Annotated in this window: 28 protein-coding genes; 5 read left to right on the forward strand and 23 right to left on the reverse strand. The window is 60.2% G+C overall.

Features of this window, described 5'->3' with window-relative positions; translation table 11 throughout:
- Both NI20_RS0106770 and NI20_RS0106775 read right to left on the reverse strand, forming a co-directional pair.
- On the reverse strand, nt 1–574 hold a 574-nt coding region (locus NI20_RS0106770; RefSeq protein WP_242842945.1), incomplete at its 3' end, for a M56 family metallopeptidase.
- Entirely contained in the window at nt 567–941 is a 375-nt protein-coding gene (locus NI20_RS0106775; RefSeq protein WP_033120656.1) for a BlaI/MecI/CopY family transcriptional regulator, read from the reverse strand. The genes NI20_RS0106775 and NI20_RS0106770, both read right to left, overlap by 8 nt.
- Before the next feature lie 194 nt (nt 942–1,135).
- Here NI20_RS0106775 and NI20_RS0106780 point away from each other — a divergent pair, with 194 nt between their 5' ends.
- Genes NI20_RS0106780 through NI20_RS0106795 form a run of 4 tightly spaced genes read left to right on the forward strand, consistent with a single transcriptional unit; the run spans nt 1,136 to nt 4,745 of the window.
- Complete coding sequence (locus tag NI20_RS0106780) at nt 1,136–2,470, forward strand: Na+/H+ antiporter NhaC family protein (protein ID WP_033120657.1); 1,335 nt, start codon at nt 1,136–1,138, stop codon at nt 2,468–2,470.
- A 3-nt stretch (nt 2,471–2,473) separates the two neighbouring features.
- Nucleotides 2,474–3,277: an HAD-IIA family hydrolase gene (locus NI20_RS0106785; protein ID WP_033120658.1), complete on the forward strand. Its 804-nt coding sequence runs from the start codon at nt 2,474–2,476 to the stop codon at nt 3,275–3,277.
- 12 nt (nt 3,278–3,289) lie between these two features.
- Complete coding sequence (locus NI20_RS0106790) at nt 3,290–4,126, forward strand: RNA methyltransferase (RefSeq protein ID WP_033120659.1); 837 nt, start codon at nt 3,290–3,292, stop codon at nt 4,124–4,126.
- A 1-nt stretch (nt 4,127) separates the two neighbouring features.
- Entirely contained in the window at nt 4,128–4,745 is a 618-nt protein-coding gene (locus tag NI20_RS0106795) for a bifunctional 2-polyprenyl-6-hydroxyphenol methylase/3-demethylubiquinol 3-O-methyltransferase UbiG (protein WP_033120660.1), read from the forward strand.
- Between the two features lie 76 nt (nt 4,746–4,821).
- Here NI20_RS0106795 and yihA read toward each other — a convergent pair whose 3' ends face one another.
- From yihA to NI20_RS0106885, 18 genes are all read right to left on the reverse strand, one after another.
- Nucleotides 4,822–5,415 (reverse strand): ribosome biogenesis GTP-binding protein YihA/YsxC, encoded by a 594-nt coding sequence (yihA, locus tag NI20_RS0106800; protein WP_033120661.1) that lies wholly within the window; start codon nt 5,413–5,415, stop codon nt 4,822–4,824.
- A gap of 15 nt (nt 5,416–5,430) precedes the next feature.
- Nucleotides 5,431–7,836 carry an endopeptidase La gene (lon, locus tag NI20_RS0106805; RefSeq protein ID WP_033120662.1) on the reverse strand — a complete coding sequence of 802 codons (2,406 nt, stop codon included), beginning with the start codon at nt 7,834–7,836 and terminating at the stop codon, nt 5,431–5,433.
- 11 nt (nt 7,837–7,847) lie between these two features.
- The gene (gene clpX / locus NI20_RS0106810) at nt 7,848–9,125 is read right to left on the reverse strand and encodes an ATP-dependent Clp protease ATP-binding subunit ClpX (RefSeq protein WP_033120663.1); all 1,278 of its coding nucleotides are present in this window, start codon (nt 9,123–9,125) and stop codon (nt 7,848–7,850) included.
- 14 nt (nt 9,126–9,139) lie between these two features.
- On the reverse strand, nt 9,140–9,721 hold the full coding sequence (gene clpP / locus NI20_RS0106815) for an ATP-dependent Clp endopeptidase proteolytic subunit ClpP (protein WP_033120664.1): 582 nt from the start codon (nt 9,719–9,721) through the stop codon (nt 9,140–9,142).
- A gap of 116 nt (nt 9,722–9,837) precedes the next feature.
- Entirely contained in the window at nt 9,838–11,229 is a 1,392-nt protein-coding gene (gene tig / locus NI20_RS0106820) for a trigger factor (protein WP_033120665.1), read from the reverse strand.
- 105 nt (nt 11,230–11,334) lie between these two features.
- Nucleotides 11,335–12,024: a metallophosphoesterase gene (locus NI20_RS0106825; protein WP_033120666.1), complete on the reverse strand. Its 690-nt coding sequence runs from the start codon at nt 12,022–12,024 to the stop codon at nt 11,335–11,337.
- A 25-nt stretch (nt 12,025–12,049) separates the two neighbouring features.
- Nucleotides 12,050–12,409, reverse strand: a complete 360-nt coding sequence (locus tag NI20_RS0106830) for a YraN family protein (RefSeq protein WP_033120667.1) — start codon at nt 12,407–12,409, stop codon at nt 12,050–12,052.
- Complete coding sequence (locus tag NI20_RS0106835; protein WP_033120668.1) at nt 12,406–13,029, reverse strand: ribonuclease HII; 624 nt, start codon at nt 13,027–13,029, stop codon at nt 12,406–12,408. Before NI20_RS0106835 ends, NI20_RS0106830 begins: the two co-directional genes overlap by 4 nt.
- Entirely contained in the window at nt 13,026–13,898 is an 873-nt protein-coding gene (gene ylqF, locus NI20_RS0106840; RefSeq protein ID WP_033120669.1) for a ribosome biogenesis GTPase YlqF, read from the reverse strand. Before ylqF ends, NI20_RS0106835 begins: the two co-directional genes overlap by 4 nt.
- A 14-nt stretch (nt 13,899–13,912) precedes the next feature.
- Complete coding sequence (gene lepB / locus NI20_RS0106845; RefSeq protein WP_052084486.1) at nt 13,913–14,533, reverse strand: signal peptidase I; 621 nt, start codon at nt 14,531–14,533, stop codon at nt 13,913–13,915.
- A gap of 164 nt (nt 14,534–14,697) precedes the next feature.
- Nucleotides 14,698–15,039, reverse strand: a complete 342-nt coding sequence (rplS, locus tag NI20_RS0106850; RefSeq protein ID WP_033120670.1) for a 50S ribosomal protein L19 — start codon at nt 15,037–15,039, stop codon at nt 14,698–14,700.
- A 161-nt stretch (nt 15,040–15,200) separates the two neighbouring features.
- Nucleotides 15,201–15,863 carry a TIGR03936 family radical SAM-associated protein gene (locus NI20_RS0106855; protein ID WP_033120671.1) on the reverse strand — a complete coding sequence of 221 codons (663 nt, stop codon included), beginning with the start codon at nt 15,861–15,863 and terminating at the stop codon, nt 15,201–15,203.
- Complete coding sequence (locus NI20_RS0106860) at nt 15,856–17,688, reverse strand: TIGR03960 family B12-binding radical SAM protein (RefSeq protein WP_033120672.1); 1,833 nt, start codon at nt 17,686–17,688, stop codon at nt 15,856–15,858. Before NI20_RS0106860 ends, NI20_RS0106855 begins: the two co-directional genes overlap by 8 nt.
- 70 nt (nt 17,689–17,758) lie before the next feature.
- Nucleotides 17,759–18,379 carry a hypothetical protein gene (locus NI20_RS0106865; RefSeq protein ID WP_033120673.1) on the reverse strand — a complete coding sequence of 207 codons (621 nt, stop codon included), beginning with the start codon at nt 18,377–18,379 and terminating at the stop codon, nt 17,759–17,761.
- Nucleotides 18,366–19,208 carry a M23 family metallopeptidase gene (locus NI20_RS14135; RefSeq protein WP_197055367.1) on the reverse strand — a complete coding sequence of 281 codons (843 nt, stop codon included), beginning with the start codon at nt 19,206–19,208 and terminating at the stop codon, nt 18,366–18,368. The genes NI20_RS0106865 and NI20_RS14135 overlap by 14 nt, the downstream gene beginning before the upstream one ends.
- Nucleotides 19,209–19,299: 91 nt before the next feature.
- On the reverse strand, nt 19,300–20,586 hold the full coding sequence (locus tag NI20_RS0106875; protein ID WP_033120674.1) for a polysaccharide deacetylase family protein: 1,287 nt from the start codon (nt 20,584–20,586) through the stop codon (nt 19,300–19,302).
- Nucleotides 20,570–21,310: a PHP domain-containing protein gene (locus tag NI20_RS0106880; protein WP_033120675.1), complete on the reverse strand. Its 741-nt coding sequence runs from the start codon at nt 21,308–21,310 to the stop codon at nt 20,570–20,572. Before NI20_RS0106880 ends, NI20_RS0106875 begins: the two co-directional genes overlap by 17 nt.
- A 16-nt stretch (nt 21,311–21,326) precedes the next feature.
- Complete coding sequence (locus NI20_RS0106885) at nt 21,327–22,433, reverse strand: ATP-grasp domain-containing protein (protein WP_033120676.1); 1,107 nt, start codon at nt 22,431–22,433, stop codon at nt 21,327–21,329.
- A 201-nt stretch (nt 22,434–22,634) separates the two neighbouring features.
- Between NI20_RS0106885 and NI20_RS0106890 the strand changes: the two genes are divergently transcribed.
- Nucleotides 22,635–23,567 carry a selenium metabolism-associated LysR family transcriptional regulator gene (locus tag NI20_RS0106890; RefSeq protein ID WP_052084488.1) on the forward strand — a complete coding sequence of 311 codons (933 nt, stop codon included), beginning with the start codon at nt 22,635–22,637 and terminating at the stop codon, nt 23,565–23,567.
- A gap of 44 nt (nt 23,568–23,611) precedes the next feature.
- On the opposite strand, the gene NI20_RS0106895 is transcribed toward NI20_RS0106890, so the two are convergent.
- The 3 genes from NI20_RS0106895 to feoB all read right to left on the reverse strand — a co-directional run bounded on the left by NI20_RS0106895 (nt 23,612) and on the right by feoB (nt 26,645).
- The gene (locus NI20_RS0106895) at nt 23,612–23,869 is read right to left on the reverse strand and encodes a heavy-metal-associated domain-containing protein (protein WP_033120677.1); all 258 of its coding nucleotides are present in this window, start codon (nt 23,867–23,869) and stop codon (nt 23,612–23,614) included.
- A gap of 68 nt (nt 23,870–23,937) precedes the next feature.
- Nucleotides 23,938–24,114 (reverse strand): FeoB-associated Cys-rich membrane protein, encoded by a 177-nt coding sequence (locus tag NI20_RS14555; RefSeq protein WP_081958408.1) that lies wholly within the window; start codon nt 24,112–24,114, stop codon nt 23,938–23,940.
- A gap of 38 nt (nt 24,115–24,152) precedes the next feature.
- Nucleotides 24,153–26,645, reverse strand: coding sequence for a ferrous iron transport protein B (feoB, locus tag NI20_RS0106900; RefSeq protein WP_033120678.1), 2,493 nt, complete (start codon nt 26,643–26,645; stop codon nt 24,153–24,155).
- Between the last annotated feature and the right edge of the window lie 14 nt (nt 26,646–26,659).

Consider the following 26,659-nt stretch of genomic DNA (forward strand, 5'->3'; position numbering starts at 1 on the left):
GCGCGCGCTCGTGCGCGATGACATACGCCGCCGTCCCCTCGTCCATATGCATGGGAAGATAAATGTTCGGCTTCACCACGCCGAAGACGAACGGCGAATCGACAAATTCGCTCTCGTAGATGTTATCTCGCAGCAAAATCGCCGTTGCGAGCTTTCTTTTCAGCTTTCCCGCGCTCACGAGCGCGTGGACGAGCAGCGCCGCCATGCCGGCAAGCCAGAGGACGCTGTAGATGTTGAAGTCCACCTGCGCCTGCTGGCGGCTCACGCCGACGGGGACCTCCGCCGCCGAGGGCAGCGTCGGATTCGTGGCGATGTCAAGCGTCGCCTGCTCGTAGAGCACCGGCTCGCGCGTTTCGGTCACGATCTCGCTCGGGATGGTCTCGGCGCTCGGGATGAGCGAGAGCGCGCTTTCAATCGAAAACAGGCAGACAAGCCGCAGTGCGACCACACCCCAGAGAAGCGGCATGACCCACTTCGGCGCTTTTTTGAGGACAACCCGCAGCACGAGCACCGCCAGAATGAGCCAGCTTGCGCTGATGCTGAGGTTCACGAGCTTCAAAAAGACGTCATCCATGATGATTCTCCTTTCGGTAAAGGTCGATCATTTTCTGCACCTCGTCAAGCTCTTTGTCGCTCACGTGGCTCGACTTTGTAAACGCGGCGACGAACGCGGGCAGCGAGCCGTCGAAGCGCTTGTCGAGCAGCTCATCGATCTCGGCGGTCTGCGCCTCGTCCTGTGAGATGAGCGACGTGACGACAGTATTCTCGTTTTTCAGCACCCCGCGCTCAGAGAGCCGTTTGATGACCGTGTAGGTCGTCGTCGGTTTCCAGCCCAGGTGCTCGGCGCACAGGGCGACAAGTTCGCGGCTTCTGACCGGCTCGTGTGCCCACAGGATTTGGCAAAAGCGGTATTCGCTCTCAAAAATTTTCGGCGTTTCCATCTTGTTCCCTCTCTAATCTGTTAGAGTATATTTGTACACTAACAGATTAGAGTCCTTCTGTCAAGCCCTTTTGCGCTCAATTCTGGGCAAATCTCACTTGACAAGGTCCTCCACGCTCCTTATAATAATTCATATCGCACAAAAAGCTCCGCGCAGGAGCTTTTTTTATGTTTGGAGAAAGAGAGTGTTATCCCATGTCAAAAAAAGCCAATCCCGCGGCGCTGCTGCCGATCTTAGTGTTCCTTGTCCTGTATCTGGGCCTCGGCCTGATCTTTGAGTACGTGCTCAAAATCCCGATGGGATTTTATTCCATCCCCATCGTCGTCATCTTTCTCATCGCGCTGCTCGTAGCCTGCTGCCAGAACCGCGCGCTGTCGTTCGACGAAAAGCTCACGCTAATGGGCCGTGGCGTGGGCGATAAGAACATCATCACGATGCTGCTCATCTTCTTAGCCGCAGGTATGTTCGTCGGCGTCGTGGGCCGCTCGAGTGCGGAGAGCGTTGCGTACTTCATGCTCTCGATCATCCCGTCGAAATTCGCCGTGGCGGTGCTGTTCGTCGTAAGCTGCTTTGTCTCCACCGCGATGGGCACAAGCGTCGGCACCATCACGCTCATCGTCCCCATCGCCATCCCCATCGCCGCGGCCAGCGGCTATTCCCTGCCGCTGTGCGTCGCGTCCGTCATGGGCGGGGCAATGTTCGGTGACAATCTGAGCTTCATTTCCGACACGACCATCGCCGCCTGCAACGGGCAGGGCTGCGCGATGAAGGACAAATTCCGCGAAAATTTCCACATCGCCTTCCCCGCCGCGCTCGCGTCGCTCGCACTCATCCTCGTGCTGACGCTGAATGCGGACGTGCACCCCGCGCCCATCCCTGCCTACAATCTCATTCAGATCATCCCCTATGTGCTCGTGCTCATCGGCGGCATCATCGGTATCAACGTCTTTGTCGTGCTGCTCATCGGTATCGTATCCGGCGCGGTCATCGCGCTCGCGACCGGCGCGACGGGGCAGACCGGCATCCTCGCAGTCAAGGCGCTGCTCGAGAACATGGGCAGCGGCGCGGCCGGCATGTTTGAAACGTCGATGGTCGCAATTTTGGTCTCCGCCATCTGTGCGCTGATCCGTGAGTACGGCGGCTTTGAAGCGCTGCTCGGCTGGATCAGAAAGGCGTTTCGCGGCAAGCGCGGCGGCCAGATCGGCATGGGCCTTCTCGTCGGCGCGATGGACATTGCCACCGCGAACAACACCGTCGCCATCGTTATGGCAAACCCCATCGCCAAGGAAATGAGCGAGGAATACGGCATCACCCCGCGCAAGGCTGCGTCGATCCTCGACACGTTCTCCTGCATCTTTCAGGGCATCATCCCCTACGGCGCGCAGATGCTCGTTGCGATCTCCGCGGCGCACGAGCTGGGCTACGCCATCTCGGCGTTCGACATCATCCCAAACCTCTTCTACCCCTATCTTCTGGCGGTGAGCTCATTCTTCTTCATCATCGCGATCGACGGCAAAAAGAAAGCGTGACCAATGGTTGACCATAATCTGCTTCAGCGCAAAAAGCTCTTTCTTTTCGACCTCGACGGCACGCTGTACTTGGGCGACCGGCTTTTTCCCGGCGTCCGCGAGCTGCTCTCTGCCATCCGCGCACGCGGCGGGCAGTACCGCTTTCTGACAAACAACTCCTCGCGAAGCGTGGAGGCCTACGTGCAGAAGCTCACGCGCCTCGGCGTCGCGGCGGAGTCGGGCGATTTTCTCACCTCGGTCGACGCGCTCGTTCACTATCTCCGCGAGCACGACGGTCAAGACAAGCGCTATTATGTCTGCGGTACGGAGTCGATGAAATCACAGCTCCGCGCGGCTGGCCTTACCGTCGCAGAACGGCGTGAGGACGCGAACGCGCTCCTGATGGGCTTCGACACCGAGCTGACATTTCAAAAGCTGGAGGACGCCTGCATCCTGCTCGGTCAGGGCGTTCCCTACGTTGCGACAAATCCCGATTGGGTCTGCCCCACGGCCTACGGCTTCGTGCCCGACTGCGGGAGCGTGTGCGAAATGCTCTGGCGCGCGACATCCCGCCGCCCCATCGTCATCGGCAAGCCCGAACCACTGATGCCGCAGCTCGCAATGCTCGAGGCGGGCGTTTCCGCACAGGAAACGTTGCTCGTGGGCGACCGAATTTACACGGACATCGCCAGCGGCGCGAACGCGGGCATCGACACGCTGCTCGTTCTCTCGGGCGAGACGAAGGAAGAAGACCTTCCCACCTCTGACCCGCAGCCGACGTTCGTTCTGCCGGATGTCGCCGCGCTGCTAAACATCTTGGAATCTTAAAAAGGATGACCTATGGCAAACATCATCGAAATCCACGATTTTTCCGATCCCGCGCTCGACATCTACGCGCGCCTGACCGAAAACCAACTGCTCAATCGCGCGGACCCCGACAACGCACTCTTCGTCGCGGAAAGTCCGCTCGTCATCGGCCGCGCACTGGATGCGGGCTGTGAACCGGTGTCGTTCCTGATGGAGCGGCAGCATACGCAGGGCAAGGGGCGCGAAATTCTCGCCCGCTGCTGTCAAGATATTCCGGTTTACACCGCTGATGAATCCGTGCTGACACAGCTCACCGGCTTTCACCTGACGCGCGGCATGCTCTGCGCCATGCGGCGGCCGAAGCTCCAAAGCGTCGAGGACGTCTGCCGCGATGCGCGGCGCGTCGTCGTGCTCGAAAACGTGATGAATCCGACGAACATCGGCGCGATCTTCCGCTCCGCCGCCGCGCTCGGCATGGACGCGGTGCTGCTCACGACTGCGGGCAGCGATCCGCTCTATCGCCGCGCCTCGCGCGTCAGCATGGGAAATGTGTTCCTCATCCCGTGGACCTACCTGCCCGAAAGCGGCGACTGGACGCAGCTGCTGCGCGATCTCAGCTTTCGCACCGTCGCGATGGCACTGCACAACGACTCCGTACGGCTCGACGATCCGCGCCTTGCCGCCGAAGAAAAGCTTGCCATCGTCATGGGCACGGAGGGTGACGGGCTCGCGTCCTCGACCATCGCGAGCTGCGACTACACGGTCAGGATCCCGATGTACCACGGCGTCGACTCGCTCAATGTCGCCGCAGCGAGCGCCGTGGCGTTCTATGAGCTGGGACTTCCCCCGCTGAACGAAAAGAAGGACTGACATGCTGAACAATACTGGCTTCGACCTCTGGGCCGACGGCTATGACAAGAGCGTCGGCCTCTCCGACGAGAACGACCGCTACCCCTTTGCGGGCTACCGCGCCATGATGAACGCGCTCTATCAGCGCGTGCTCGCGCAGAGCGGGCATGACGTGCTGGATATCGGCTTCGGCACGGGCATACTGACCTCGCGGCTCTACGAGCAGGGCTGCCGCATCTATGGGCAGGACTTTTCCGCGCGCATGATCGAACTGGCGCAGGCAAAAATGCCGGACGCGCGGCTCTATCAGGGCGATTTTTCCAAAGGCCTTGTGCCCGAGCTTTGCGCACGGCAGTACGACGCCATCGTCGCGACCTACTCGCTCCACCACCTGACGGACACGCAGAAAATCGACTTTCTTCGCGCGCTTCTGCCGCTTTTGAATCAGGACGGCTGTCTTTTCATCGGCGACGTCGCCTTTCGCACGCGCGAAGAGCTCGAAGCGTGTCGAACTGCGGCAGGCGAGGATTGGGACTCAGATGAAATTTACTTCGTCTACGGCGAACTCCGTCCCCACTTCCCCACGCTGACGTTTGAATCCTTCTCCCACTGCACCGCACTCCTGACGCTGCGAAAATAATTTCCCTGGAAATATGATAAAAAGCCTCTGTATGGTCAACCCATACAGAGGCTTTTCTGTGAAGCATTATTCCTTTTCAGTCGTTCAAATGGTCGAGAATCGCCGCAATCAGCTGCTCCTTGCCCGTGCCCTTTTCGGCAGAGAACGGAATAACGAGCTCATCGTCGCGCAAACTCAGCGTCTCGCGAATTTGGGCAAGATTCGGCTCGATCTCGCGCGCTTTGAGCTTGTCGAGCTTGTTCGCCACGATCACGACGGGACAGCCCGTCTGCACGAAGTAGTCGTGCATCGTCACGTCGTCCGCCGTCGGCTTGTGCCGCGCGTCGACGATCTGCACACCGAGGTGAATGAGCCCCGCAGACTGGAAATAGTTTTCCATCAGCTTGCCCCAGCGGTCGCGCTCGGTCTTGGAGACCTTGGCGTAGCCGTAGCCCGGCAGGTCGACGAGGTAGAGCTTGCCGTCGATCTTAAAGTAGTTGATCTGCGAGGTCTTGCCCGGGGACGCACCCACGCGGGCAAAGTTCTTGCGGTTGACGAGCCGGTTGATGACGGACGATTTGCCGACGTTCGACCGCCCCGCAAACGCGAGCTGCGGCATCCCGTCGCGCACGAACTGCTTTTCTGACGCCGCCGAGAGGATGAATTCGACCTTGTTGAAGTTGATCGCCATGGTTTTCGTTTCCTTTCAGCTCATTTCGCCCGCACGCAGCGCGCTGTGCGCGCTCTCCTGCACGGGAGGAAGATAGCTCTCGTGCGCGGCAGCGGTGCATTTTTCGGGCAGCACCAGCGCCTCGGCAAAGACGGCGTCCACCGTCTCGACCGGTACAAAGCGCAGCTTTTCGCGCACCAGCGGGTCGATCTCGTCGAGGTCCTTTTCATTCTCCTTCGGGAGAATGACCGTATGTACGCCCGCGCGCAGCGCGCCCATTGTCTTTTCGCGCAAACCCCCGATGGCGAGCACACGGCCGCGCAGCGTGATCTCGCCCGTCATGGCGACATCGCGGTGTACCGCCTGCCCCGTCAGCGCGGAGAGCACCGCTGTCGCGATGGCGATACCGGCGCTGGGTCCGTCCTTGGGGATGGCTCCCTCAGGGAAGTGGATATGGATGTCCTTCGTCTTGTTGAAGTCCGGCGCGATGCCGAGCTCCTGCGCCCGCTGGCGCAGGCACGAGAGCGCCGCGCGGCAGCTCTCCTGCATCACGTCGCCCAGGTTGCCCGTGAGCTCGACCTTGCCGCTGCCATCCATCACGCCGACCTCGACGGGCAGAATTTCGCCGCCCACCTCGGTCCACGCAAGGCCGTTCACCACGCCGACAAGGTCCTTTTCGGGAATCTTCTCCTGTGCAGCACGCGGCGCACCGAGGAAGTCCTTGATGTTCTTCTCTGTCACGGCGACTCGCTTTACATCGCTTGTAGCAAGCTGCATTGCCGCCTTGCGGCAGATCTTGCCGAGCTGACGCTCAAGCGAGCGCACGCCGCTCTCGCGCGTGTAGAGCGCGATGGCCGCGCGGATGGCGCTCTCGTCCACGCGCAGGCTCGAGGCCGTCAGCCCGTTGGCCTGACGCTCCTTGGGCAGCAGGTGCCGCTGCGCGATCTGCACCTTCTCCTCGTCCGTATAGCTGGGAATCTCAATAATTTCCATGCGATCGAGCAGCGGACGCGGAATGGTGTCAAGCGTGTTGGCCGTCATGATGAACATGACGCGGCTCAGATCGACGGGAATTTCAAGGTAGTGGTCGCGGAAGGCATAATTCTGTTCGCTGTCGAGCACTTCTAAAAGCGCCGACGCGGGGTCACCGCGCCCGTCGCTGCCCATCTTGTCGACCTCGTCGAGCACGAGCAGAGGATTCATCGAACCGCTGCGGGAAATAGCCTCGATGATGCGGCCTGGCATCGCGCCGATGTAGGTCTTGCGGTGGCCGCGGATATCCGCCTCGTCACGCACGCCGCCGAGCGACAGCCGCGCGACCTTGCGGTTCATCGCCTTGGCGACCGACAGTGCGATTGACGTCTTACCGACGCCCGGAGGACCGACAAGACATAAAATCTGTCCCTTCGCCTCGGGGTTGAGCTGGCGCACGGCGATGAACTCTAAAATGCGCTCCTTGACCTTCTGCAAGCCGTAGTGGTCGCGGTCAAGAATCTTGCGCGCAGCGTCTACGCTGGCGCGCTCCTTCGTCTCCTCGCCCCAGGGCATTTCCATGCAGGTGTCGAGATAGTTGCGCAGCACACTCGCCTCGGCGCTGCCGAACGGCTGCTTGGCGAGCTTGTCCACATCTTTCAGCAGCTTGCGCTCCACTTCTTCGCTCAGGTGCGCCTTGCTGATCTTCTCGCGGTACTCGTCGAGTTCTTCGTCCTCCCCGCCCTCACCGATCTCGTTCTGTAAGACCTTGATCTGCTCGCGTAGGACAAAATCCTTCTGAATTTTTCCGACGCGGGAGCGGACCTTGCTTTCAATGTCCTGCTCCATGGCGGTAACTTCGATCTCACGGCGCAGAATCTCGTTCATGCGCTGCAATCTCGGCAGCGGGCGCAGCTCGTCGAGGATATCCTGTTTGTCCTGATAGCGCAGGTTGAGCTGCTGGGCAATAAAATCGGCCAGATAGCCGGGATCGTTCGTCGACAAAATGGCGGCGTAGACATCGTCCGGCAATTTCTGCGCGAGCTCGGCATATTCCGTCACGCTGGCGTAGGTCTGGCGCAGCATCGCCTCCGTCCGCTTGCTATGGCGCGAGGTGGCCGGCTCATCGATGAGCTCGACCTGCGCCTGCAAAAACGGCTCGCGCTGCCACAGCCGCTTGAGGCGGGCGCGGCACGCGCCCGCCATCATCACGCGCAGCACGCGGTCGGACACGCGCAAGATCTGCGTCACGCGCGCGACCGTGCCGATCTCGTACAGGTCTTTTTCCTCCGGCTGCTCCACGCCGATCTCGCGCTGGGTGACGAGAAAGATCTCCTCCCCGTTTTCCATGGCGCGCTCAAGCGCGTGCACAGAGATCGGACGCTCGAGGTCAAAGCTCGTGTTCATGCGCGGGAACACATTGAGCCCGCGCATGGCGATGACCGGAAGATTTTTTGTTACAGGTTCCATGGGGTTTCTCCTTATGAAGCGGAGTCTGCCGGCAGCGACGGCTGCGGCGCCTCCCCTTCTTTTTCTGTGCGGTGGGAAATTTTCGGCTGTTCCGTCCCCTCCACGCAGCCCGGCGTGATGGTCACGCGGTCGATCGTGCGGTCGGACGGGATGTCGTACATCACGTTCATCAGCAGACCCTCCATTACCGCGCGCAGGCCGCGCGCGCCGATCTTGCGCTCGATGGCCTTGTCGGCGATCGCTTCAAGCGCCTTGGGCTCGAACGTGAGCTCGGCGTCGTCGTAAGAAAACAGCTTTTGATACTGCTTGACGAGCGCGTTTTTCGGCTGGGTCAGAATTTTGACAAGGTCGTCGCGCGTCAGCGCGTCGAGCGCCGTGATGACCGGCAGTCTGCCGACCAGCTCGGGAATGATGCCGAACTTCAAGATATCGTGCGGCTGCACCTCGCGTAAAATCTTGCTTTCATCCACGTCGTTTTTGCTCTTGAGCTCCGCGCCGAAGCCCATCGACTTGCGGTCGAGACGGCTCTCGATGATCTTCTCGATGCCCTCGAACGCGCCGCCGCAGATGAAGAGGATGTTGTGCGTGTCGATCTGGATGAACTCCTGATGCGGGTGCTTGCGGCCGCCCTGCGGCGGGACGTTGGCAACCGTGCCCTCGACGATTTTCAGCAATGCCTGCTGCACGCCCTCGCCGGAGACGTCGCGCGTGATGGAGGTGTTCTCGCTCTTGCGGGCGATCTTGTCGATCTCGTCGACATAGATGATTCCGCGCTCGGCGAGCTCCACGTCGTAATCCGCCGCCTGAAGCAAGCGGAGCAGAATGTTTTCCACATCGTCGCCGACGTAGCCCGCCTCGGTGAGGGTCGTCGCGTCCGCGATAGCGAACGGCACCTTCAGAATGCGGGCAAGCGTCTGGGCAAAGAGCGTCTTGCCGCTGCCGGTGGGGCCGAGGAGCAGGATGTTGCTCTTTTGCAGCTCCACCTCGTCGTCGCCGCCGAAGAAGATGCGTTTATAGTGGTTGTAGACGGACACGGACAGCGCGACCTTGGCCGCCTCCTGCCCGATGATATACTGGTCGAGCACCTCGCGAATTTCGCGCGGCGTGGGGATGGAGTCGGGCGCTTCCAGCTCGTCGTGCGGCTCATAGCCGTCCTCCAGCACGTCCATGCACAGGCGGACGCACTCATCGCAGATGCGCACGCCCGGCCCCTGGATCATGCGGTGCACTTCGTGCTCGCTCTTGCCGCAGAACGAGCAGCGAAGCTCTTTTTTCCTATCTTCACTCATAAGTCAAACTGTCCTTATCTCTTGTAAATGACCTTGTCCACAAGGCCGTAGGCCTGCGCCTCATCCGCCGTCATCCAGTGGTCGCGCTCGGAGTCGAGCTTGACCTGCTCGGGCGTCTTGCCGGTGTTCTCGGCCAGGATCTTATTCAAGCGCTGCTTGATGCGCAGGAAGTGCTCCACGTCGCTCTCCATATCCGTGACCTTGCCCTGCGTACCGGCGGAGGGCTGGTGGATCATAATCTCCGCGTTCGGCAGCGCAATGCGCTTGCCCTTGGCGCCGGACGAGAGCAGGAACGCGCCCATGCTGGCGGCGAGGCCGACGCAGATGGTGGACACGTCGCACTTGATATACTGCATCGTGTCGTAGATCGCCATGCCGGCCGTCACACTGCCGCCGGGGGAGTTGATATAGAGCTGGATGTCCTTGTCGGGGTCCTTGGCCTCGAGGAATAAAAGCTGCGAAACGATCAGGCTCGCGGTCGCATCGTTGACCTCTTCGCCGAGGAAAATGATGCGGTCTTCCAGAAGGCGGGAGAAAATATCGTAAGAGCGCTCGCCGCGGTTGGTCTGTTCAATGACGTAAGGGACTAAACTCATCTTGGTAACCTCCTTGTTCATACCCTGTTCAAAAAATTGGTATGTACACAATCAACCACAAATGGCAGGCATTTGTGGTTGATCGTCGTTTCTATCTATTATGGCCGCTTTGCCGATTATTCAGCCTTTTCTTCTTCCTTCTTGGCGGACTTTTTGGCAGCGGTCTTCTTGGCGGGCTTTTCCTCGCCTTCAGCGGCTTCGCCCTCGGCTTCCTTCTTGGGAGCCTTCTTCTTTTCGATCTTCGCGCTGTCCACGACGACGCTGATGGCCTTGTCGCGGATGATCTGCGTGCGGACGGACATGGCGTCAAGATACTTCTTGAGCTCGTTGACGTCCATGCTGTACTTCTCAGCAAGGTCGTTGTACTGCTTTTCGACCTCCTCGTCGGTGGCCTCGAGCTTCTCTTCCTTGATGATGGCGTTCACGGCAAGATCCATGCGCACCTGACGGGTCGCGGGCTCCTTGCCCTCCTCCAGGAACTTGGCTTCATCCATGTTGGTCATCTTGCAGTACTGGTCATAGGGGATGCCCTGAGACTGTAAGCGCTGCTTGAACTCCTCGAGGAAGCGGGCGCACTGCTCATCGATGAGCGCATCGGGGATGTCGCACTCGATGTTCGCGGCGACCTTCTCCATCAGCTCGTTCTCGACGGCATACTTGGCGGACTGCTCGCGCTGCTCGGTGATCTCGCGCTTGATGCTGTCCTTGAGCTCCTTGAGCGTGTCGTACTCGGACACGTCCTTGGCAAAGTCGTCATCAAGCTTGGGAAGCTCCTTGCACTTGATCTCCTTGGCCTTGACGTGGAAGACGACCTTCTTGCCGGCGAGATCCTTGTGATAATCCTCGGGGAAGGTGATGTCGAGATCCTTCTCTTCGCCGGCCTTCATGCCGATGACCTGATCCTCAAAGCCGGGGACGAAGCTGCCGGAGCCGAGCTCGAGCTCGTAATTCTCGCCCTTACCGCCCTCGAACGCTTCGCCGTTGTCGAAGCCCTCGAAGTCGATGACGGCGATGTCGCCCTTCTTGGCCTTGCGGTCGACAGAGACGAGGCGGGCGTTGCGCTCGGCCATCTCATTGAGGCGCTCCTTGACATCGTCGGCGCTGACCTTGATCTCTTCCTTCTCAGCCGTCAGGCCCTTGTACTCGCCGAGCTTGACCTCGGGATACACGGCAACGGTCGCCTTGAAGGTGAAGCCGTTCTCGTCGATCTTGTCGTCCACGATCTCGATCTCGGGATAGCCGACAACATCGAGGCCGCTCTGGCCGATGGCCTGCGTATATGCCTCGGGCAGGGCGATGTCAACGGCATCGCTGTAGAAAACGCCCGCGCCGTAGAGCTTTTCGATCATCTTGCGGGGGGCCTTGCCGGGGCGGAAGCCGGGAATGCTGAGCTTATTGCGAGCCTTGGCGTAGGCCTTGGCAACGGCGGCTTCAAATTCCTCCGCGCCGACCTCGACGGTCACCGCGACTCTGCTCTTTTCCAGCTTTTCAACATTTTTGACAGTCATGATTTCTTTTTCCTCCGTTTAACATCAGATAATGATGCTTTTGCAAAGTGGAATTATACCATAGCTTCCTCAAAATTTCCACCCTTTTTTGCATCAATTTATGTCTTAATTGCAAATTTTTACAGGCTGAAAGGCGACATAATCCGCCGCGATCAGCGCATATTCGGTTTTTTCGCGCATCCCCTCGAACGCGCGGCGGTGCGTGTAGCCGTGCAGATGCCCGTAATAGCAGCGCTCGACCTCGTATTTGTCGAAAAGCTCGAGCATCTCGGGACACTTGTAGCCCTGATAGATGGGCGGATAGTGCAGAAAGCAGTAGATGGGCTTCCCCTCCGCCGCCTTGAGCGACGCTTCAAGCCGCAGCGCCTCGCGCGCGAGCATCTTGCCCGTGTGCGTCCCCGCGGCGTCCTCTTCATAAAACCAGCCGCGCGTGCCGCAGATGGCGTGGTCGCCGTAGAAAAAGGCGTTGTTGTAGAGGATATCGAGCGTTGTGATGTCGTGCTCGGCGAAGAACTTCTTCATCTTCGACGCCGTGCCCCACCAGTAGTCGTGATTGCCCTTTAAGAGAATTTTTCTCCCCGGCAGCGCGTCGATGAACTGAAAATCCGGCAGCGACTGCTCGAGCGACATGCCCCACGAGATATCCCCCGCGATGACGATAACGTCGTCATCGTTCAGCTTGGAAAAATTCTCCTGAATGCGCTCGACATAGTTCGCCCATTTGGGGCCGAACACATCCATCGGCTTGTTCGTACCGAGCGATAAGTGCAGGTCGCCAATCGCGTATAATGCCATCGCGTGCCTCCCTTCCAAAGTCAGATCAAAATGCGTTAGCGATGTAGCGGATGCGTGTTTTGCCCGCGCTATGGCGCACATCGGTGTAGACCTCCGCCACGTCGAAGCGGGCGGGCACGTCCAGCTCACGCTCGCTTAAATACAGTAGCGCCGCAGCGCGCAGCTTCTCCTGCTTTTTCGCCGTGACATACTCGCGCGGCGCACCGTACTGCAAATTTGTGCGCAGCTTCACCTCGACGAACAGCAGCACGCCGTCCTTCTCGGCGATGAGGTCGATCTCGCCGAAGCGGCAGCGCCACTCTCGTTCCACGATGCGGCAGCCGCGCTCGCTCAGATACTTTTCGACCAGCGCCTCGCCCCAGTCGCCGTCCTGCTTCGTGCTCATCGCCGCGCCTCCCACTTTTTGAGGAACGTCATGCGGTGCACGGGGCTCGGGCCGTACTGATCGAGCATCTGGTAGTGGAGCTTTGTGCCGTAGCCCTTGTGCCTGGCGAACTGATACTCGGGATACATCGGGTCGAGCACTTCGACCACATAATGGTCACGGCTGACCTTCGCCAGCACGCTCGCCGCGGCGATGGATAAGCTCGCGCCGTCCCCGCCGACGATGGTCTCGTGCGTCGTGGTGATCTTTGCCGACGCGCCGTGGTCGCGGTTGCCGTCGATGAGCGCATAGTCCGCTGGGATTTGCAGCGCATCGATGGCGAGCTGCATCGCCTTCATGCGTGCGCTCAAAATATCCGTTGCGTCGATCTCCTTCTCGTCGACGGACGCGATGGCGTAGGCGACGGCTTTTTCACAGATGACAGGAAACAGCGCCTCGCGCTTTTTCTCCGCCATCTTCTTGGAGTCATTCAGCCCCTCGATCTCACAGCCCTCCGGCAGGATGACGGCGGCGGCGTACACAGGGCCCATCAGCGGCCCCGCGCCCGCCTCGTCCACGCCGCAGACGGATGAAAAGCCCGCGGCGCGGGCTTTGTCCTCGTAGTGTAGGTTGACGCTCATGTGCGCTCGCCCTCCGGCGGGAATTCGAGCGTAAAGCGGCCGAGCTTGCCGCCGCGGAACTCGTCGAGCAGGATACGGCTCATGCGCTCGGTGTCGACCTCGCCGCCGGAGATCAGAAAGCCGCGCTTGCGCCCCGCCTTTTCGAGCAGTGCATAGCCGTCGTCCTCTTCCGAAACGGTGAGCTTGTAGCGCTCCTCGATGGCCTTGGGATAATTTTTGCCGAGGTAATCCATCAGGCGCATGGCGAGCTCCTCGATATCAACGACCTCGTCGCGGATCGCACCGGTGAAGGCTAAACGCACGCCGACGCTGCTGTCCTCAAATTTCGGCCACAGGATGCCTGGCGTATCAAGGAGCTCGAGCGTCTTGTCGACCGGCACCCACTGCTTCGTGCGCGTGACGCCGGGGCGGTCCTCCGCCTTGGCACTCTTGCGGCCGGAGACCTTGTTGATAAACGTCGACTTGCCAACGTTCGGGATGCCGAGTACCATCACGCGCAGCACGCGGCCGAGCTGGCCCTTGGCCTCGTAAGAGGCGATCTTATCGCGCAGCAGCGTGCGCACGGCGGAAGAAAACTGCTTCACGCCCCCGCCCTGCTTCGCGTCCGTTTCGATGACGGCGCAGCCGAGCGAGCGGAAATACGCCGCCCACTTTTTCGTCATCTCAGGGTCGGCCTGATCGACGCGGTTCAAAACGATCAAACGGGGCTTGCCCGCCGTCAGTTCGTCCACATCGGGGTTGCGGCTGCTCATCGGGATGCGCGCGTCCAGAATTTCGCACACGGCGTCCACGTTGCCGAGCTCCGCCGTGATCATGCGGCGGGTCTTGGTCATGTGCCCCGGGAACCAGCTCAGAGAATCCAACTGCATTTGCTCGTCCCCCTTTACTGCAAAAGGCCGATGCGGCCAAACTCGCGCTGCTCGGTCAGATAGTCGCGTCCCGGGAAGACGAGGAACACCGCCTTGCCGATCAGAAGGCGCGTGTCCACCGTGCCGAGCGAAGAATCGCGGCTGTCGTTCGAGTGGTTGCGGTTGTCGCCCATAAGGAACACCTCGCCCTCCGGCACGGTGAGCGGGAACACGGTGCCCTCTTCGCGATAGGTGTAGTCGTTGATGTAGTCCTCGTCCAGAAGCTCGCCGTCCACATAGACCTGACCCAAGTTAAAGTCGATGTCCACGGTCTGGCCCGCGGTGGCGATGACGCGCTTGACGATGGGCTTCGAGTCAAAGGTCTCCTTGCGCGCGATGACGATATCGCCGACCTGATAGTCGCCGCAGAGCAGCGAGTTGATGACGAGAAGCCGGTCGCCGTCCTGCAGCGTCGGGATCATTGACGGGCCGGAAACGCCCATCAGCCGCACAAGAAACGTAAACACCAGCACAACGACCAGCAGCGCCGAGACGAGAGACGAGACCGTCTCATACACGTCGCGTCCGGGGATCTTTTCCACGATCTCCTCCTGCGGCTGCTCGCTGATCTCCATTTTCTGATCAAATTCGTCCATTTCGGTCTCCTAAACCCAGCGCCGCGCAGCGGCGGACTAACAGTCTCCCTCTGCGGCAAAATGCGCCTGATTTTCTAATGTATTATTGTAGCACGCTTTTTGAAAAAGGCAACAAAAAAAGCATGGCGGAAACGCCATGCTTTTTTGTTCTCAAAGAATCTGCCTTACAGCTTCTCGCGGATCTTGGCAGCCTTACCGACGCGGCCGCGCAGGTAATACAGCTTGGCGCGGCGAACATCTCCGCTGCGCACGGTCTCGACCTTCTCGATGAGTGGGGAGTGGATGGGGAACACCTTCTCGACGCCGACGCCGTAGGCAAGACGACGAACGGTGAAGGTCTCCTCAAGACCGCCGTGCTTCTTCGCGATGACGATGCCCTCGAAGACCTGGATACGCTCGCGGGAGCCTTCCTTGATCTTGACATGAACGCGGACGGTATCGCCGACGTTGATGACGGGCATTTCCTTTTTCAGCTGCTGGGATTCGAGCTCTTTGATGAGATCCATGGATATTTTCCTCCTATTTATAGGCGTTCTTGACCGCTTTTCTTCGGCGCTGTCGGGACTCTTTCACCCGCGCACGGCAGAGGACCGCCCTTTTCAAGCTATGGTAGCATATCACATCCCCAACGGGAATGCAAGCATTATTTGCAAAAACACGGCAGAAATCAGCGGAAAACGTTCATTTCCGCGTCGTAGACCTCTTTTCGGCGCACGCGAACAAAGTCCGGCGCGATCTCCGGCAGGTGCCGCGCGACCGCCGCGCCGATCAGCGCGGGGTTGAGGCCCGGGTCCTGCGCGGCGACGACCGCATCGGCGAGGATCACGCCCTCCCCCTCCGTCAGCGTGAGCGAGCGGATGAGCGGCGCAATGTTGAGCTCGGTCATGCCCTTGTACTTCGTGCGCTTTTCGACAAAGATCTCCTCCTGCGTAAAAAACTCGCGGATGTGCTCGCACGCACCCTCGGGCACGCCGTTGTCGTATTCCATTTCGAGCTGCGCGCGCAGGTTGACCATCTCGCGCACGGGGCGCGTCACGCTATAGCAGTCCAGCACGCGAAGGCCCGCGGGCATACCGGTGTTCAGTGCCTCGGCCACACCCTCGTCCGTGCTGTCCTCCACACTTTCAAAGTCCAGAATTTCGCAGTCGCTCGACTGCCCCACGGGCAGCGGCAGCACGATGGACAAAATGGGGTGCGGGTGGAAGCCGTTGGAGTGCTTGATAGAAAGGCCCGCGCGCGGGAACACGCGCTGGAACGTGCGCATCACGTCAAGATGCGAAATGTAGGACGCCTGATGCTCCTTGACAAAAACCAGCCGCAATTTAGACATCGCATTTCCCTCCCACCAGGCAGTTTGCGCCGCAGGCGTTGCAGTGCGTGCGGCAATCCGGCGTCGTCACACCCTCATAGCTCAGCGCGTGCTCGCGCTTCAAATACCCCGGTGCAACGCCGCAGGAGATCATGCTCCACGGCAGAATTTCATCCTCGCTGCGGCGGCGGTTGGCGTAAAAGTGCGGGTCAAGACCGCACTCCTCAAAGGCCTCCATCCAGCGGCTCAGATCAAAATAGTCCTCCCACGCGCTGAGCGTTTCACCCTTGCGCCACGCGGTCTCGATGACCTTGCCGAGCCGGCGGTCGCCGCAGGAGATGACCGCCTCCATAAAGCTCGTGGGCGAGGGGTGCCAGTTGTACGTGACGGACTTGGTGTTCATCGCCTCGCGCAGGAGCTTGACGCGGCGCTCGTACTCTTCAATGGGGATCTGCGGCTCCCACTGGAACGCCGTGTGCGGCTTTGGCACGAACCACGAGGTCGAAACCGTGATGCGCACGCCGCGCGTCTTGTTGAGTGCGCTTTCGCGCCAGGCGTGCATGACATGGGCCGCGATGTCGGCAATGCCGAGCACGTCCTCGTCCGTCTCGGTCGGAAGGCCGAGCATAAAGTAGAGCTTGACCGCGCTGTATCCGCCCGCGAACGCGCGGCGGCAGGATTCGAGCAGATCTTCCTCCGTGAGATTTTTGTTGATGGCGTCGCGCAGTCTCTGCGTGCCCGCCTCGGGGGCAAAGGTAAGGCCGGTCTTTCTGCCCTTTTGCAAGCGCTCCATCAGCGCCATGGAGAAGTTGTCCGCGCGCAGCGACGGCAGCGCAAGCGTCACGTGCCGCTGGGCGCAGAAGTCCTCTAAGTCGTCGCACAGCTCGACAAGGTGCGGATAGTCGGACGTCGAGAGCGACGAGAGCGTCATATCCTGATAGCCCGAGTCCTCGACGGCTTCAACGGCGTAGCCGCGCAGCAGCTCCTCCGAGCGGTTGCGCACGGGACGGTAGACATACCCCGCCTGACAGAAGCGGCAGCCGCGGATGCAGCCGCGAAACAGTTCGAGCGACACACGGTCCTGCACGATCTCGGTCGAGGGAACGATGGTCTTGGTCGGATAGTAGGCCTTGTCCATGTCCCGCATGATGCGCTTTAGGACGACCTTGGGCGCACCCTCGTTTGCCGTGATGGACTTGACCGTGCCGTCGTCGTTGTAGGCAACGTCGTAAAGGCTCGGCACATAGACGCCCGGGATCTGCGCAGCGCACACGAGAAACTCGTGCTTGCTCCAGCCCTCTCGCCGCGCCTGACGGTGCAGCTCGATGAGCTCGACATCCATCTCCTCGCCCTCGCCGATAAGAGCAAGATCGATAAAATCCGCGATGGGTTCGCAGTTGTACATCGCCGTGCCGCCCGCGACAACGAGCGGTGTGAGCGCCGTGCGTTCGCTCGCGTGCAGCGGCACGCCTGCTAAGTCCAGCATGTCGACCATCGCGGGGAACGCCATCTCATAGCCAATGGAAAAGGCGATGATGTCAAAATCCTTGATCGGGTCAAACGATTCGAGCGCGTAGAGCGGGATGTTCGCATTTCGCATCTCCTGCTCCATGTCGCCCCAGGGGGCGAAGCAGCGCTCGCACCACACGCCCTCAATATTGTTCATCACACCGTACAGAATGCGCATGCCGAGGTTCGACATGCCGATCTCATAGGTATCGGGGAAGCAGAAGGCGACGCGCGTGTCGACCTTGCTTTTATCCTTCATAATGGCGTTGAATTCCCCGCCGACATAGCGTGCGGGCTTCTGCACGCGGGGCAAAATGCGTTCCAATCTCTTATCCACAAAAGTTCTCCTCTGAAGTAAGCAAAAATAAAAAGCCGAAAATGGGCACAAACATCCATTTTCGGCTATTCTACACTTTTATTGCGAGACGCGCAAGTCTCAGTTCTTTGAGCGCGCTTAAAAGCAGTGCCAGTGCGGCAAAAATAACAAGCGCGCCGCCGCGCGTCTGCACATAGAGATACACTACCCCGCCCAGCAGCGCGAGTGAACAGAGAACGCCCGCAAGCGCCGCGACCGCGTCGCCCACGAGCGGACCGAACAGCGCTGAGATCGCAAGGTCCAGCGCGTGCGCCCCGTCGAGCGGCGGGATGGGCAGCAGGTTGAACGCGCAGAGCAGAATGTGCGCGCCAGCGAAGACGAAGCCCTCCACCCACACATAGTGCAGCGAAAACCACGCCGTCAGAACGCCGCAGACGAGGTTCATGCCGCAGCCCGCGAGCGTGACGGCAAGCTCACGCCCGTAAGAGAGCCTTTGCGCTCCGCGCGCGTGCAGCACCGCGCCAAACGCGCTGAGACGCAGCCCCTCGATGGGCACGTGGAATGCCCGCAGCGCCAGAAGATGCCCGCACTCGTGCAGCGCGGCGGCCAGCAAAATCGAGAGCACGATCGTCAGCGGGCTCACGATGGCCGCGAGCAGAATGAGCAGCCAGAAGCTCCACGAAACGTGGAGCCCGCGTTCAGGGAACCGCATAGTAAACGGGGTTCAGATACTCTTCCCCGTCGTGCACCTCAAAGTGGAGGTGCGAGCCCGTGGCGTTGCCGGTCGAGCCAACTTTAGCGATCGCATCGCCCTTTTTGACACTCTGTCCCGCGCTCGCGGTGATGGCGCTACAATGGGCGTAGAGCGTTGAAAATCCGCCCTCGTGGTTGACCGTCACATAGTTGCCGAGGATATTGCTCTCCCCCACCGTGCCGACGGTGCCGTCGGCAAAGCAGGCGACGGAGGCGCCCTCCTCGCCCGCGATGTCCATGCCGTAATGGAAGCACTCGCCCGCGCCGTTCGGGTCGTCGCGCCAGCCGAACGGCGATGTCACCGTGCCGGACAGCGGCGTCGTGTACGAAAAGCCTAAAATGCGCTGCTCGCCCACGGCGAGTGCGGGCAGCTCCCGCGCGCTCGTGAGGTCGGAGACGTCCTGCTCCGAGACCGTCATGCCGATCAGATTGCCCGAGACCTCCTGCGCCTTGCTCTCGCCGCCAAACACCGCGACATAGGCCTCCGACAGCGAATCGCCCCAGTCCTGCTCGCCGGATGCCGCACGCCCGACCGCGGAAAACGCCGAGATGAAGTCCGCGTCGCGCACCAGCCACTGCCCCAGCGTCCCGCGCAGCGCGCTTAAGTTCCCCGGCATCAGCAGCTTGAGGCCAATAAGCGCCACAAACAGCGCCCCGCAGACGATGAGCTGCACCCAAAGCCGCGGCACTCCCATCTCCTTGCCGCGAGACACGCGCGATGTGCGCGTTCGCGGCGCAACGCGCTTCCCGCTCCCACTGTATGTTGTCCACTGCCGCCGCTTCTTCATGCCGCCCGCCTCCCGTCCATTTCTGCCATAGCCTATGTGGACGAGGAGAAAAAAATACCTCCGCCATGTAGCGGAGGTACTTGAGGCCATTTTATTCTTCCATTTTATATGCCGCGTAGACGTTTCTTCTTGTAAAGTCAGTTACCTTGCCAAACATGACGTCCGGCAGCTTTGTGACAGCGTCCTCGGCCTTGGCGCTCGCATCGATGAGACCGTTTTCGCGGCAGTAGGACATTGCGCCGTCGTAAGGGCTGGCCTTGCCGGTCTTTCGCAGCTGGGCGACGCGGCGGGAGATGGCCTCGTCGTGCGGCGCGAGCAGCATCGCGAGCTCGCCGACGGTCATTTTATCGTCAAGACGCAGCTTGTTGTCGGTAAAGACGATGGCGCGCGTCTTTGAGAGCGCGGCGAGCTTTTCAAACAGCGGATCGTCGCGCCCGACATCCGTAAACGGGCTCTCCTCCATCAGCTCGCCCACGCTGACAACACGGTAGCCGTACTCCTTAAGAAGCGCGAGCTGCTTGCCCAGCGCGAACGCGACCGGCGTGCGCTTGGCCATGTTGTAGCCGTCCTTCTGGAAGATGATCTGTCCGCAGAAGAAGTCCGGGTCCTTTTCGAGCGCCTTGCGCATCGGCTCGACCATCGCGTCGATCTCCGCCTGAAGCGCCGCCTCAGGGTCCTCGTGCGTCGAGGGCAGCCAGCCCGCGCCATCGAACGACGCGGCCATATACTGGTACCCCATGCGCTCGTAGACGTCGTAACTCGTGAAGCCGCCCGCCATCTTGTCGACATAGTGCGGCGGGCGCGCGAGCGTGAGCGTATAGCCGTAGCGCTCACGCATCAGCGTGTCGAGGCGCGTCAGGTCCGCGACCGCGGCGTCAAAGCCAGGCAGGTACTCGCGCGCGCCGTAGACAAACGGCTTTTTGCCGAAGATGATGTGGCGGTAGCCGTGGTTTGTGATCTGATGGCCCTCGTCGAGCATGCGGCGGATCAGGCGGTCGTTGTGCACGGCTCCGCCCTTGTCGTCGCAGTGGATATCGGGGTAGTGGTCGAATTTGACGCCGCCCCACGCCGCGCTGCCGAGCTTGCCCGCCTCGTCGGGGTAGTTCTCGCTCGTGTCGCCGATGACGTCGAAGCTGCCCTTTGCGCCGTACTGCGCGAGCGTGTCGAGCAGCACATCCGTCAGTGTTTTGCCTTCAAAGCGGTCAGGCGATGCGGGAAGGCCCATCGGGCCGTCGTCAAACGTCATCGCGCAGATGCGCTCGCCCGTCTTCACGCGCTCGATGCGGCGCGTGTAGCCGACGTAGTGCTTTTCCGCGGGCGTGATGATCTTCTTGACGATCTTCTTTCCCTTTTTGCCGAGTTTAACGATCCATGACATGCCATCCATCCTCCCTGGTGGTAAAGTCCTGCAAGGCGCATTTTACTGTAAAGAGCATTCCATTTACTCGTCTTTTTACGCCTGCGTTTGTCTTCTCTCTTTTGGTCTTCTGGCTTCTCGCTACGCACATTGCGCGGCCACGGCGGCCTTCGACCTGCTTCGCGCCCCGCAGGAGCGCTGCCTTGACGGCGGAAAGCGACAGTTCGTCCGCTTCCAGCACCGTCACGCCGCCGCCGACCTCTTCTGGCACGTGTGCGTCGCTGCCCGCAGTGACGGGTTTTTTCCATTTTTGCGCCAGCTCGCGCGCCATGGCGTTGGCGCTCTTGTTCTTGCGGTCGGCACGGCTGTTCCAAATTTCGACGCCGTCAAGCCGGCTCATCACATCGTCGAGCCGGTTCGCGTCTGTGCTGTGCTCAAAGGGATGCGCGATGACCGCCAGCCCGCCCTGTGCGTGAATGGCCGTGACCGACTCGGAAAACTTCCTCGTTTCGATGGGTTCTCTCACAAAGAGACCCAGCAGATGCCCGCGCTCGGTCGAAACCTCGGTCGCGGGGATGACGAGAAAATTGTCGAATTCCGGAACCTCGTCCAGCACGCGGTCGTGGTCGCAGATGGCGACACCGTTCAGCCCGCGCTCGCGCGCAAGCGCAACGATCTCGCTCAGGCTCATGCAGCCGTCGAACGACCGCTCGGAATGAATGTGCAGATCGAGCCGCAGCTCCATGATCCTCTCCCCTTTCTCAGCGCTCAAACAGGCTCTTTTTAAGGTATGCGCGCATGACCTTGCCATCGCCCTTGGCGCCCAAGGCCTCTTTCGCCGTGAAGAAATCGCCGAGACCGCGCAGGCCCTCCTTGACGCGGCCCGCCTTCAGATAGCTCAGCGCGGCAACCGTGTCGTTGAGGAAAAAGCGCATTTTTACACCCGTCCGGTAGTCCTTCGCCGTGTAGGTGACTTGCCCGCCCTGCGCGGCCTGCGCGTAGTGCGCGACGATGGGACTCTGCGCCGCCTCCGTCATCGGGAAACTGCCCCACACACGGGGATTGACCTCTAAAATGCAGTCGCCCTTAAATTCAACCATCGCAAGGCCTGTAAAGTGAAACGACTTGATAAGTTTGTACGCCTCGTCGATCATTTTTTCATCATAAAAGCTCTCGCAGCAGGTCGACGGCCCGCCCGTGATGGGATACTCGCGCACGCGGCGGTGGCACAGCGCGCCGAGCAGCTCGCTCTCGCGGCCGAGCAGCAGGCTCACGCCCGCGCCCGCGCCCGTGATCTTCTGCTGCACGATGGGGCTCGGGTCGTAGCGCTGCATCTTTTCCATGATGACGTTGAATTCCGCCTCGTTGTTCGCCACGGCGTAGCGGTCGGCAGCCTTGAGGCCGAACTTCTCCCCGCAGTGCGGCTTGACGACGACAGGATAGCTCTCCGGCGTGCCGTCGTACTCGCGCGGCACAGGAATGCCAAGCTCCAGCGCGCGCTGATGCACGCTCTCCTTGTCGTTGAGCGCGTCGAGCGTCTCCTTCGGCGCGATGAGGAAGTTCGCCAGCGCGGCAAACTCCTCCCGACGGGCGGCGACGGTGTTGAGCGTCACCGCGCCGACGCAAAAGAGCACCGGATGCTCATACTCTTTGAGTATGCTCAGCAGTTTTTCGGCGTAATCCGCATCCGCACACGCGCCGTCGATCCAGCGGAAATCATCGCAGGACTTCGACACCGACACTGCGGGTGCGCTCTTGACGTCCGCCCTTGTCTGCATCACGACCACGCGGTAGCCCGCGCGGTGCAGCGCACGCACCGCCGCGATGGACGAACGGTATTTTCCATCCGTCACAAGCGCTGTTTTCATCTTATCATCACCGCCGTTTTTCTTTTGATCTGCCTGCCATGATACCAAACTCCCCCGCAAATTGCAAGAGCGCGCGATCCATCGCCTGTATTTCATAAAATACAGTTTATCATTGAAAATAGCGATGAAACGCCTTGCTTTTTTCGTCCTCTCATATTATTCTTTTCAAAGTAGAACGACATTCCGGAGGAAACCCGTCTTATGAACGATATCAGCCTCAAGCAGCTTGAAATTTTTGTCGCCGTTGTGGAATACGGCGGCTTCACCCGTGCGGCGGAGGAGCTGTTCTTCAACCAGTCCACCGTGAGCGCGCACATTTCTCTTTTAGAGCAGGCGCTCGGCAAGGAGCTCTTCGTGCGCTCCAACCGCCGCCATGTTCGCTTGACGAAGGAGGGCGAACAGGTCTACCCCATCGCAAGGCGCATTCTGAATGACTGCGCCGCGCTGCGCACGCTGTTCTCCGACGCGAACAGCGCCCCCGTGGTCGCGCTCGGCGCGTCCACCGTGCCGGGGCAATATCTGGTGCCGGGCTACCTCGCCGCGTTTTTGAAGCGTGAGCCGGAGTTCCGTTATTCCCTGCGTCGCGGCGACAGCGAGCAGGTGCACCGGATGCTCAAATCCGGTCAGATCGCCGTCGGCTTTGTCGGCGCGGTCAGCGAGCCGGAAAATGTCGACTACTTCCCCCTCTACGACGACAGGCTCGTGCTCGCCGCGCCGAACAACGAGCACTACCGCATGCTCAGAGAGCGCGGCGTCTACGGCCGCGAGCTGCTGCTCGAAGAGCCGTTCGTCTCGCGCGAAGAGGGCTCTGGCACGGACACGAGCCTGCAAAACTATCTGCGCACGCTCGGCCTCTCCCACGATATGCTGCATGTCGTGGCGCGCGTGGACGATCCCGAGGCCATCAAGCAGATGGTCTCCGGCGGCGTGGGCGTTGCCGTGCTCTCGGCACTCGCCGTGGAGCAGGAGGTCCAAAACGGCACGCTGCTCGCCTTCGAGATGGACAAAAGCGCGCTCAAGCGCACGATCTATCTCATCACGCTCAAATCGCAGCAGCTCTCCCGCATGGAGCAAAAGCTCGTCGACTTTTTGAAAAGCCCGCACCGCAGGAAGCGCGCCGAAGCGCAGAACTAAGTCAAAAAAAGGCACGGCAAAAGCCGTGCCTTTCATTTTGTCTTTTACTTCTTCAGAAAGCCGAACAGGCCGTGCTTTTCATACGGCTTGCTCGTCATGGAGACGAAGTCATAGCCGGTCTTGGTGATGGCCTCGCGCAGCTTCGCCTCGTCGATGGGCTCTTCGCTGATGATGTCCGCTTCGCCCTTGGAGTGGGAGGCGGAGACTTTCTTCACGGAGAACGCGTTGCGGATGGCGTCGTTGATGTGCGATTCGCACATGCCGCACATCATGCCGTCGATCTTCACTTTGGTTTCGTACATGTTAAGATCATTTCCTTTCATACGGCGCAGGAGACGCGGGTGGATAAGTCCCGCGTCTCCTGTGCTATTTAATGCTGCTTACTGTGACAAGTGCCGTGCATAGCGCAGTGTGCACAGTTACAGCCACAGGAGTTTCTTCCCCTCTTTCTCTGCCGGATAAGATAGGTGGAGATAGCAATGATTATGGCAAGCAGGATAGCAGAGACGATGATCGTCGACAGGTTTGCGGTAACCCAGTTCAACATGGAAATCACTCCTTTCGCAGGGTATCGGTGTTAAGGGATTAGTGCTTATCGCTCAGCTTGGTAGCTTCCTTATAGGGCTTGAAGAGCATGTAGATCATACCGGCGAGGACAACGATGGCCGCGATCAGTCCGATGACGTTCAGGCTGCCGGTGAAGGCGTTGCCGAACTGGTTGATCATCAGGGCAATAAGGTAAGCAAAGCCGCACTGATAGCCGATGGCGAACCAGGTCCACTTCGCGTTGTTCATCTCACGCTTGATCGCGCCGATGGCCGCGAAGCACGGAGCGCACAGCAGGTTGAACACCAGGAAGGAATAACCGGTGATGCCGGTGAAGGCCGCCGCGATGTTCTGGTAAACGGTCAGGTCACCGCCGCCGTAGAGGATACCGAGCGTACCGACGATGTTCTCCTTGGCGACAAGGCCAGTGATGGGGGCGACGGTCGCCTGCCAGTTGCCCCAGCCGAGCGGGATGAAGATCCAGGCGATCAGGTTGCCGATCTTGGCAAGGATAGAGGAGTCGATCTGATCCTCAGAAAGCATCTGGAACGTGCCGTCGACCCAGCCAAAGTAGGTGGTGAACCACACGAAGATAGTGGAAAGCAGGATGATGGTACCGGCCTTCTTGATGAACGACCAGCCGCGCTCCCACATGCTGCGCAGCACGTTGCCGAGGGTCGGCCAGTGGTAGGCAGGCAGCTCCATGACGAACGGAGCGGGATCACCGGAGAACATCTTGGTCTTCTTCAGCATGATACCGGAGATGATGATGGCTGCCATACCGATGAAGTAAGCGGAGGTGGAGACCCAGGCACTGCCGCCGAAGAGGGCGCCGGCGATCATGCCGATGAACGGAACCTTGGCGCCGCAAGGGATGAACGTGGTGGTCATGATCGTCATACGGCGGTCACGCTCGTTTTCGATGGTACGGGAGGCCATGATGCCCGGAACGCCGCAGCCCACACCGATGAGCATGGGGATGAAGGACTTACCGGAAAGGCCGAACTTGCGGAAGATACGGTCGAGCACGAAAGCGATACGGGCCATGTAGCCGCAGGCCTCGAGGAAGGCGAGCATCAGGAACAGGACGAGCATCTGAGGCACGAAGCCGAGCACCGCGCCGACACCGGCGACGATACCGTCGAGGATCAGGCCGTTGAGCCAGTCAGCCGTACCGGCAGCGTCAAGCGCATCGCCGATCAGAACGGGGACACCCGGGACCCAAACGCCGTAGTCAGCCGGGTCGGGCTCGTCAAAGCCGTTCTCTTCGAAGTAGCTGACAGCGTCCACATAGGTCATCTGGACAACATCGTCCATCTTGTCCGCGCCCTCGGGCAGCGCGTCGTAGCAGGCGGTCATCTCATTGATGGCGAGGGTCTCTTCATCCTCAACATCAACAGTGGCGGTGTCTTCGGTGGGCTGGAAGGCCTTGAGCTCTTCGAGCGCCGCGTCGGTGTCGAAGCTCTCGTCTTCCATGTCGAGGCCGACGAACGCGTCAGCCGCTTCGGTCGCGGCGGTGTAATCGTCGCTTGCCTCGCCGTAGGCGGCGGAACCAATGCCCAGCAGGTGCCAGCCATCGCCGAACAGGCCGTCGTTTGCCCAGTCGGTCGCGGGCGCGCCCACGGCGACCATGGCGATGTAGTAAACAAGGAACATCACGGCTGCGAAGATGGGCAGGCCCAGCCAGCGGTTGGTGACGACCTTATCGATCTTATCGGAGGTGGAGAGCTTTTCGCTGCTCTTTTTCTTGTAGCAGCCCTTGATGAGCTGTGCGATGTAGATGTAGCGCTCGTTGGTGATGATGCTCTCGGCGTCGTCGTCGAGCTCGGTCTCCGCCGCCTTGATGTCCTCTTCGATGTGGTTCATCGTCTCGGTGGGAATGCTGAGCTTTTCAAGCACCTTGTCGTCGCGCTCAAAGATCTTGATCGCGTACCAGCGCTGCTGCTCTTCCGGCATGGAGTGCACGGCCGCCTCTTCGATGTGGGCGATGGCGTGCTCGACAGGGCCGGAGAAGGTGTGCATCGGGACGGTCTTGGTGCCCTTGGCGGCGCGGATAGCAGCCTCGGCAGCGTCCATGACGCCGTCGCCCTTGAGTGCGGAGATCTCGATGATCTCGCAGCCAAGCTCACGGGAGAGCTCCTTGACGTTGATCTCATCACCGTTCTTGCGGACGATATCCATCATGTTGATGGCGATGACCACGGGGATGCCGAGCTCAGTGAGCTGGGTGGTGAGATACAGGTTACGCTCGAGGTTCGTGCCGTCGATGATGTTCAGGATCGCGTCGGGACGCTCGGTGATGAGGTAGTTACGGGCGACGACTTCCTCCAGCGTGTAGGGGGACAGAGAGTAAATACCGGGAAGGTCCATGATGACCACGTCATCGTGCTTCTTGAGCTTACCTTCCTTCTTTTCCACGGTGACGCCGGGCCAGTTACCGACGAACTGGTTCGAACCGGTCAGCGCATTAAACAGCGTCGTCTTACCGCAGTTGGGGTTGCCCGCGAGAGCAATTTTGATCTGCTTTTCCATCTTTCTTACTGCTC

The sequence above is a fragment of the Oscillibacter sp. ER4 genome, assembly GCF_000765235.1.
GTDB classification, from domain to species: Bacteria; Bacillota; Clostridia; order Oscillospirales; family Oscillospiraceae; genus Hominicoprocola; species Hominicoprocola fusiformis.

Excerpts from the sequence above, each read along its gene's own strand:
- NI20_RS14135 (WP_197055367.1), bottom strand. The coding sequence starts at position 19,208 with ATGAAGAAGCGGCGGCAGTGGACAACATACAGTGGGAGCGGGAAGCGC.
- lon (WP_033120662.1), bottom strand. The coding sequence starts at position 7,836 with ATGGAACCTGTAACAAAAAATCTTCCGGTCATCGCCATGCGCGGGCTC.
- lepB (WP_052084486.1), bottom strand. The coding sequence starts at position 14,533 with ATGGACGAATTTGATCAGAAAATGGAGATCAGCGAGCAGCCGCAGGAG.
- NI20_RS0106780 (WP_033120657.1), top strand. The coding sequence starts at position 1,136 with ATGTCAAAAAAAGCCAATCCCGCGGCGCTGCTGCCGATCTTAGTGTTC.
- ylqF (WP_033120669.1), bottom strand. The coding sequence starts at position 13,898 with ATGCAGTTGGATTCTCTGAGCTGGTTCCCGGGGCACATGACCAAGACC.
- NI20_RS0106830 (WP_033120667.1), bottom strand. The coding sequence starts at position 12,409 with ATGAGCACGAAGCAGGACGGCGACTGGGGCGAGGCGCTGGTCGAAAAG.
- NI20_RS0106875 (WP_033120674.1), bottom strand. The coding sequence starts at position 20,586 with ATGTCATGGATCGTTAAACTCGGCAAAAAGGGAAAGAAGATCGTCAAG.
- NI20_RS0106790 (WP_033120659.1), top strand. The coding sequence starts at position 3,290 with ATGGCAAACATCATCGAAATCCACGATTTTTCCGATCCCGCGCTCGAC.
- tig (WP_033120665.1), bottom strand. The coding sequence starts at position 11,229 with ATGACTGTCAAAAATGTTGAAAAGCTGGAAAAGAGCAGAGTCGCGGTG.
- NI20_RS0106895 (WP_033120677.1), bottom strand. The coding sequence starts at position 23,869 with ATGTACGAAACCAAAGTGAAGATCGACGGCATGATGTGCGGCATGTGC.
- NI20_RS0106775 (WP_033120656.1), bottom strand. The coding sequence starts at position 941 with ATGGAAACGCCGAAAATTTTTGAGAGCGAATACCGCTTTTGCCAAATC.
- NI20_RS14555 (WP_081958408.1), bottom strand. The coding sequence starts at position 24,114 with ATGTTGAACTGGGTTACCGCAAACCTGTCGACGATCATCGTCTCTGCT.
- yihA (WP_033120661.1), bottom strand. The coding sequence starts at position 5,415 with ATGGCGATCAACTTCAACAAGGTCGAATTCATCCTCTCGGCGGCGTCA.
- NI20_RS0106825 (WP_033120666.1), bottom strand. The coding sequence starts at position 12,024 with ATGGCATTATACGCGATTGGCGACCTGCACTTATCGCTCGGTACGAAC.
- NI20_RS0106865 (WP_033120673.1), bottom strand. The coding sequence starts at position 18,379 with ATGCGGTTCCCTGAACGCGGGCTCCACGTTTCGTGGAGCTTCTGGCTG.
- rplS (WP_033120670.1), bottom strand. The coding sequence starts at position 15,039 with ATGGATCTCATCAAAGAGCTCGAATCCCAGCAGCTGAAAAAGGAAATG.
- NI20_RS0106855 (WP_033120671.1), bottom strand. The coding sequence starts at position 15,863 with ATGTCTAAATTGCGGCTGGTTTTTGTCAAGGAGCATCAGGCGTCCTAC.
- NI20_RS0106885 (WP_033120676.1), bottom strand. The coding sequence starts at position 22,433 with ATGAAAACAGCGCTTGTGACGGATGGAAAATACCGTTCGTCCATCGCG.
- NI20_RS0106835 (WP_033120668.1), bottom strand. The coding sequence starts at position 13,029 with ATGAGCGTCAACCTACACTACGAGGACAAAGCCCGCGCCGCGGGCTTT.
- NI20_RS0106880 (WP_033120675.1), bottom strand. The coding sequence starts at position 21,310 with ATGGAGCTGCGGCTCGATCTGCACATTCATTCCGAGCGGTCGTTCGAC.
- clpX (WP_033120663.1), bottom strand. The coding sequence starts at position 9,125 with ATGAGTGAAGATAGGAAAAAAGAGCTTCGCTGCTCGTTCTGCGGCAAG.
- NI20_RS0106795 (WP_033120660.1), top strand. The coding sequence starts at position 4,128 with ATGCTGAACAATACTGGCTTCGACCTCTGGGCCGACGGCTATGACAAG.
- NI20_RS0106785 (WP_033120658.1), top strand. The coding sequence starts at position 2,474 with ATGGTTGACCATAATCTGCTTCAGCGCAAAAAGCTCTTTCTTTTCGAC.
- clpP (WP_033120664.1), bottom strand. The coding sequence starts at position 9,721 with ATGAGTTTAGTCCCTTACGTCATTGAACAGACCAACCGCGGCGAGCGC.
- NI20_RS0106890 (WP_052084488.1), top strand. The coding sequence starts at position 22,635 with ATGAACGATATCAGCCTCAAGCAGCTTGAAATTTTTGTCGCCGTTGTG.
- feoB (WP_033120678.1), bottom strand. The coding sequence starts at position 26,645 with ATGGAAAAGCAGATCAAAATTGCTCTCGCGGGCAACCCCAACTGCGGT.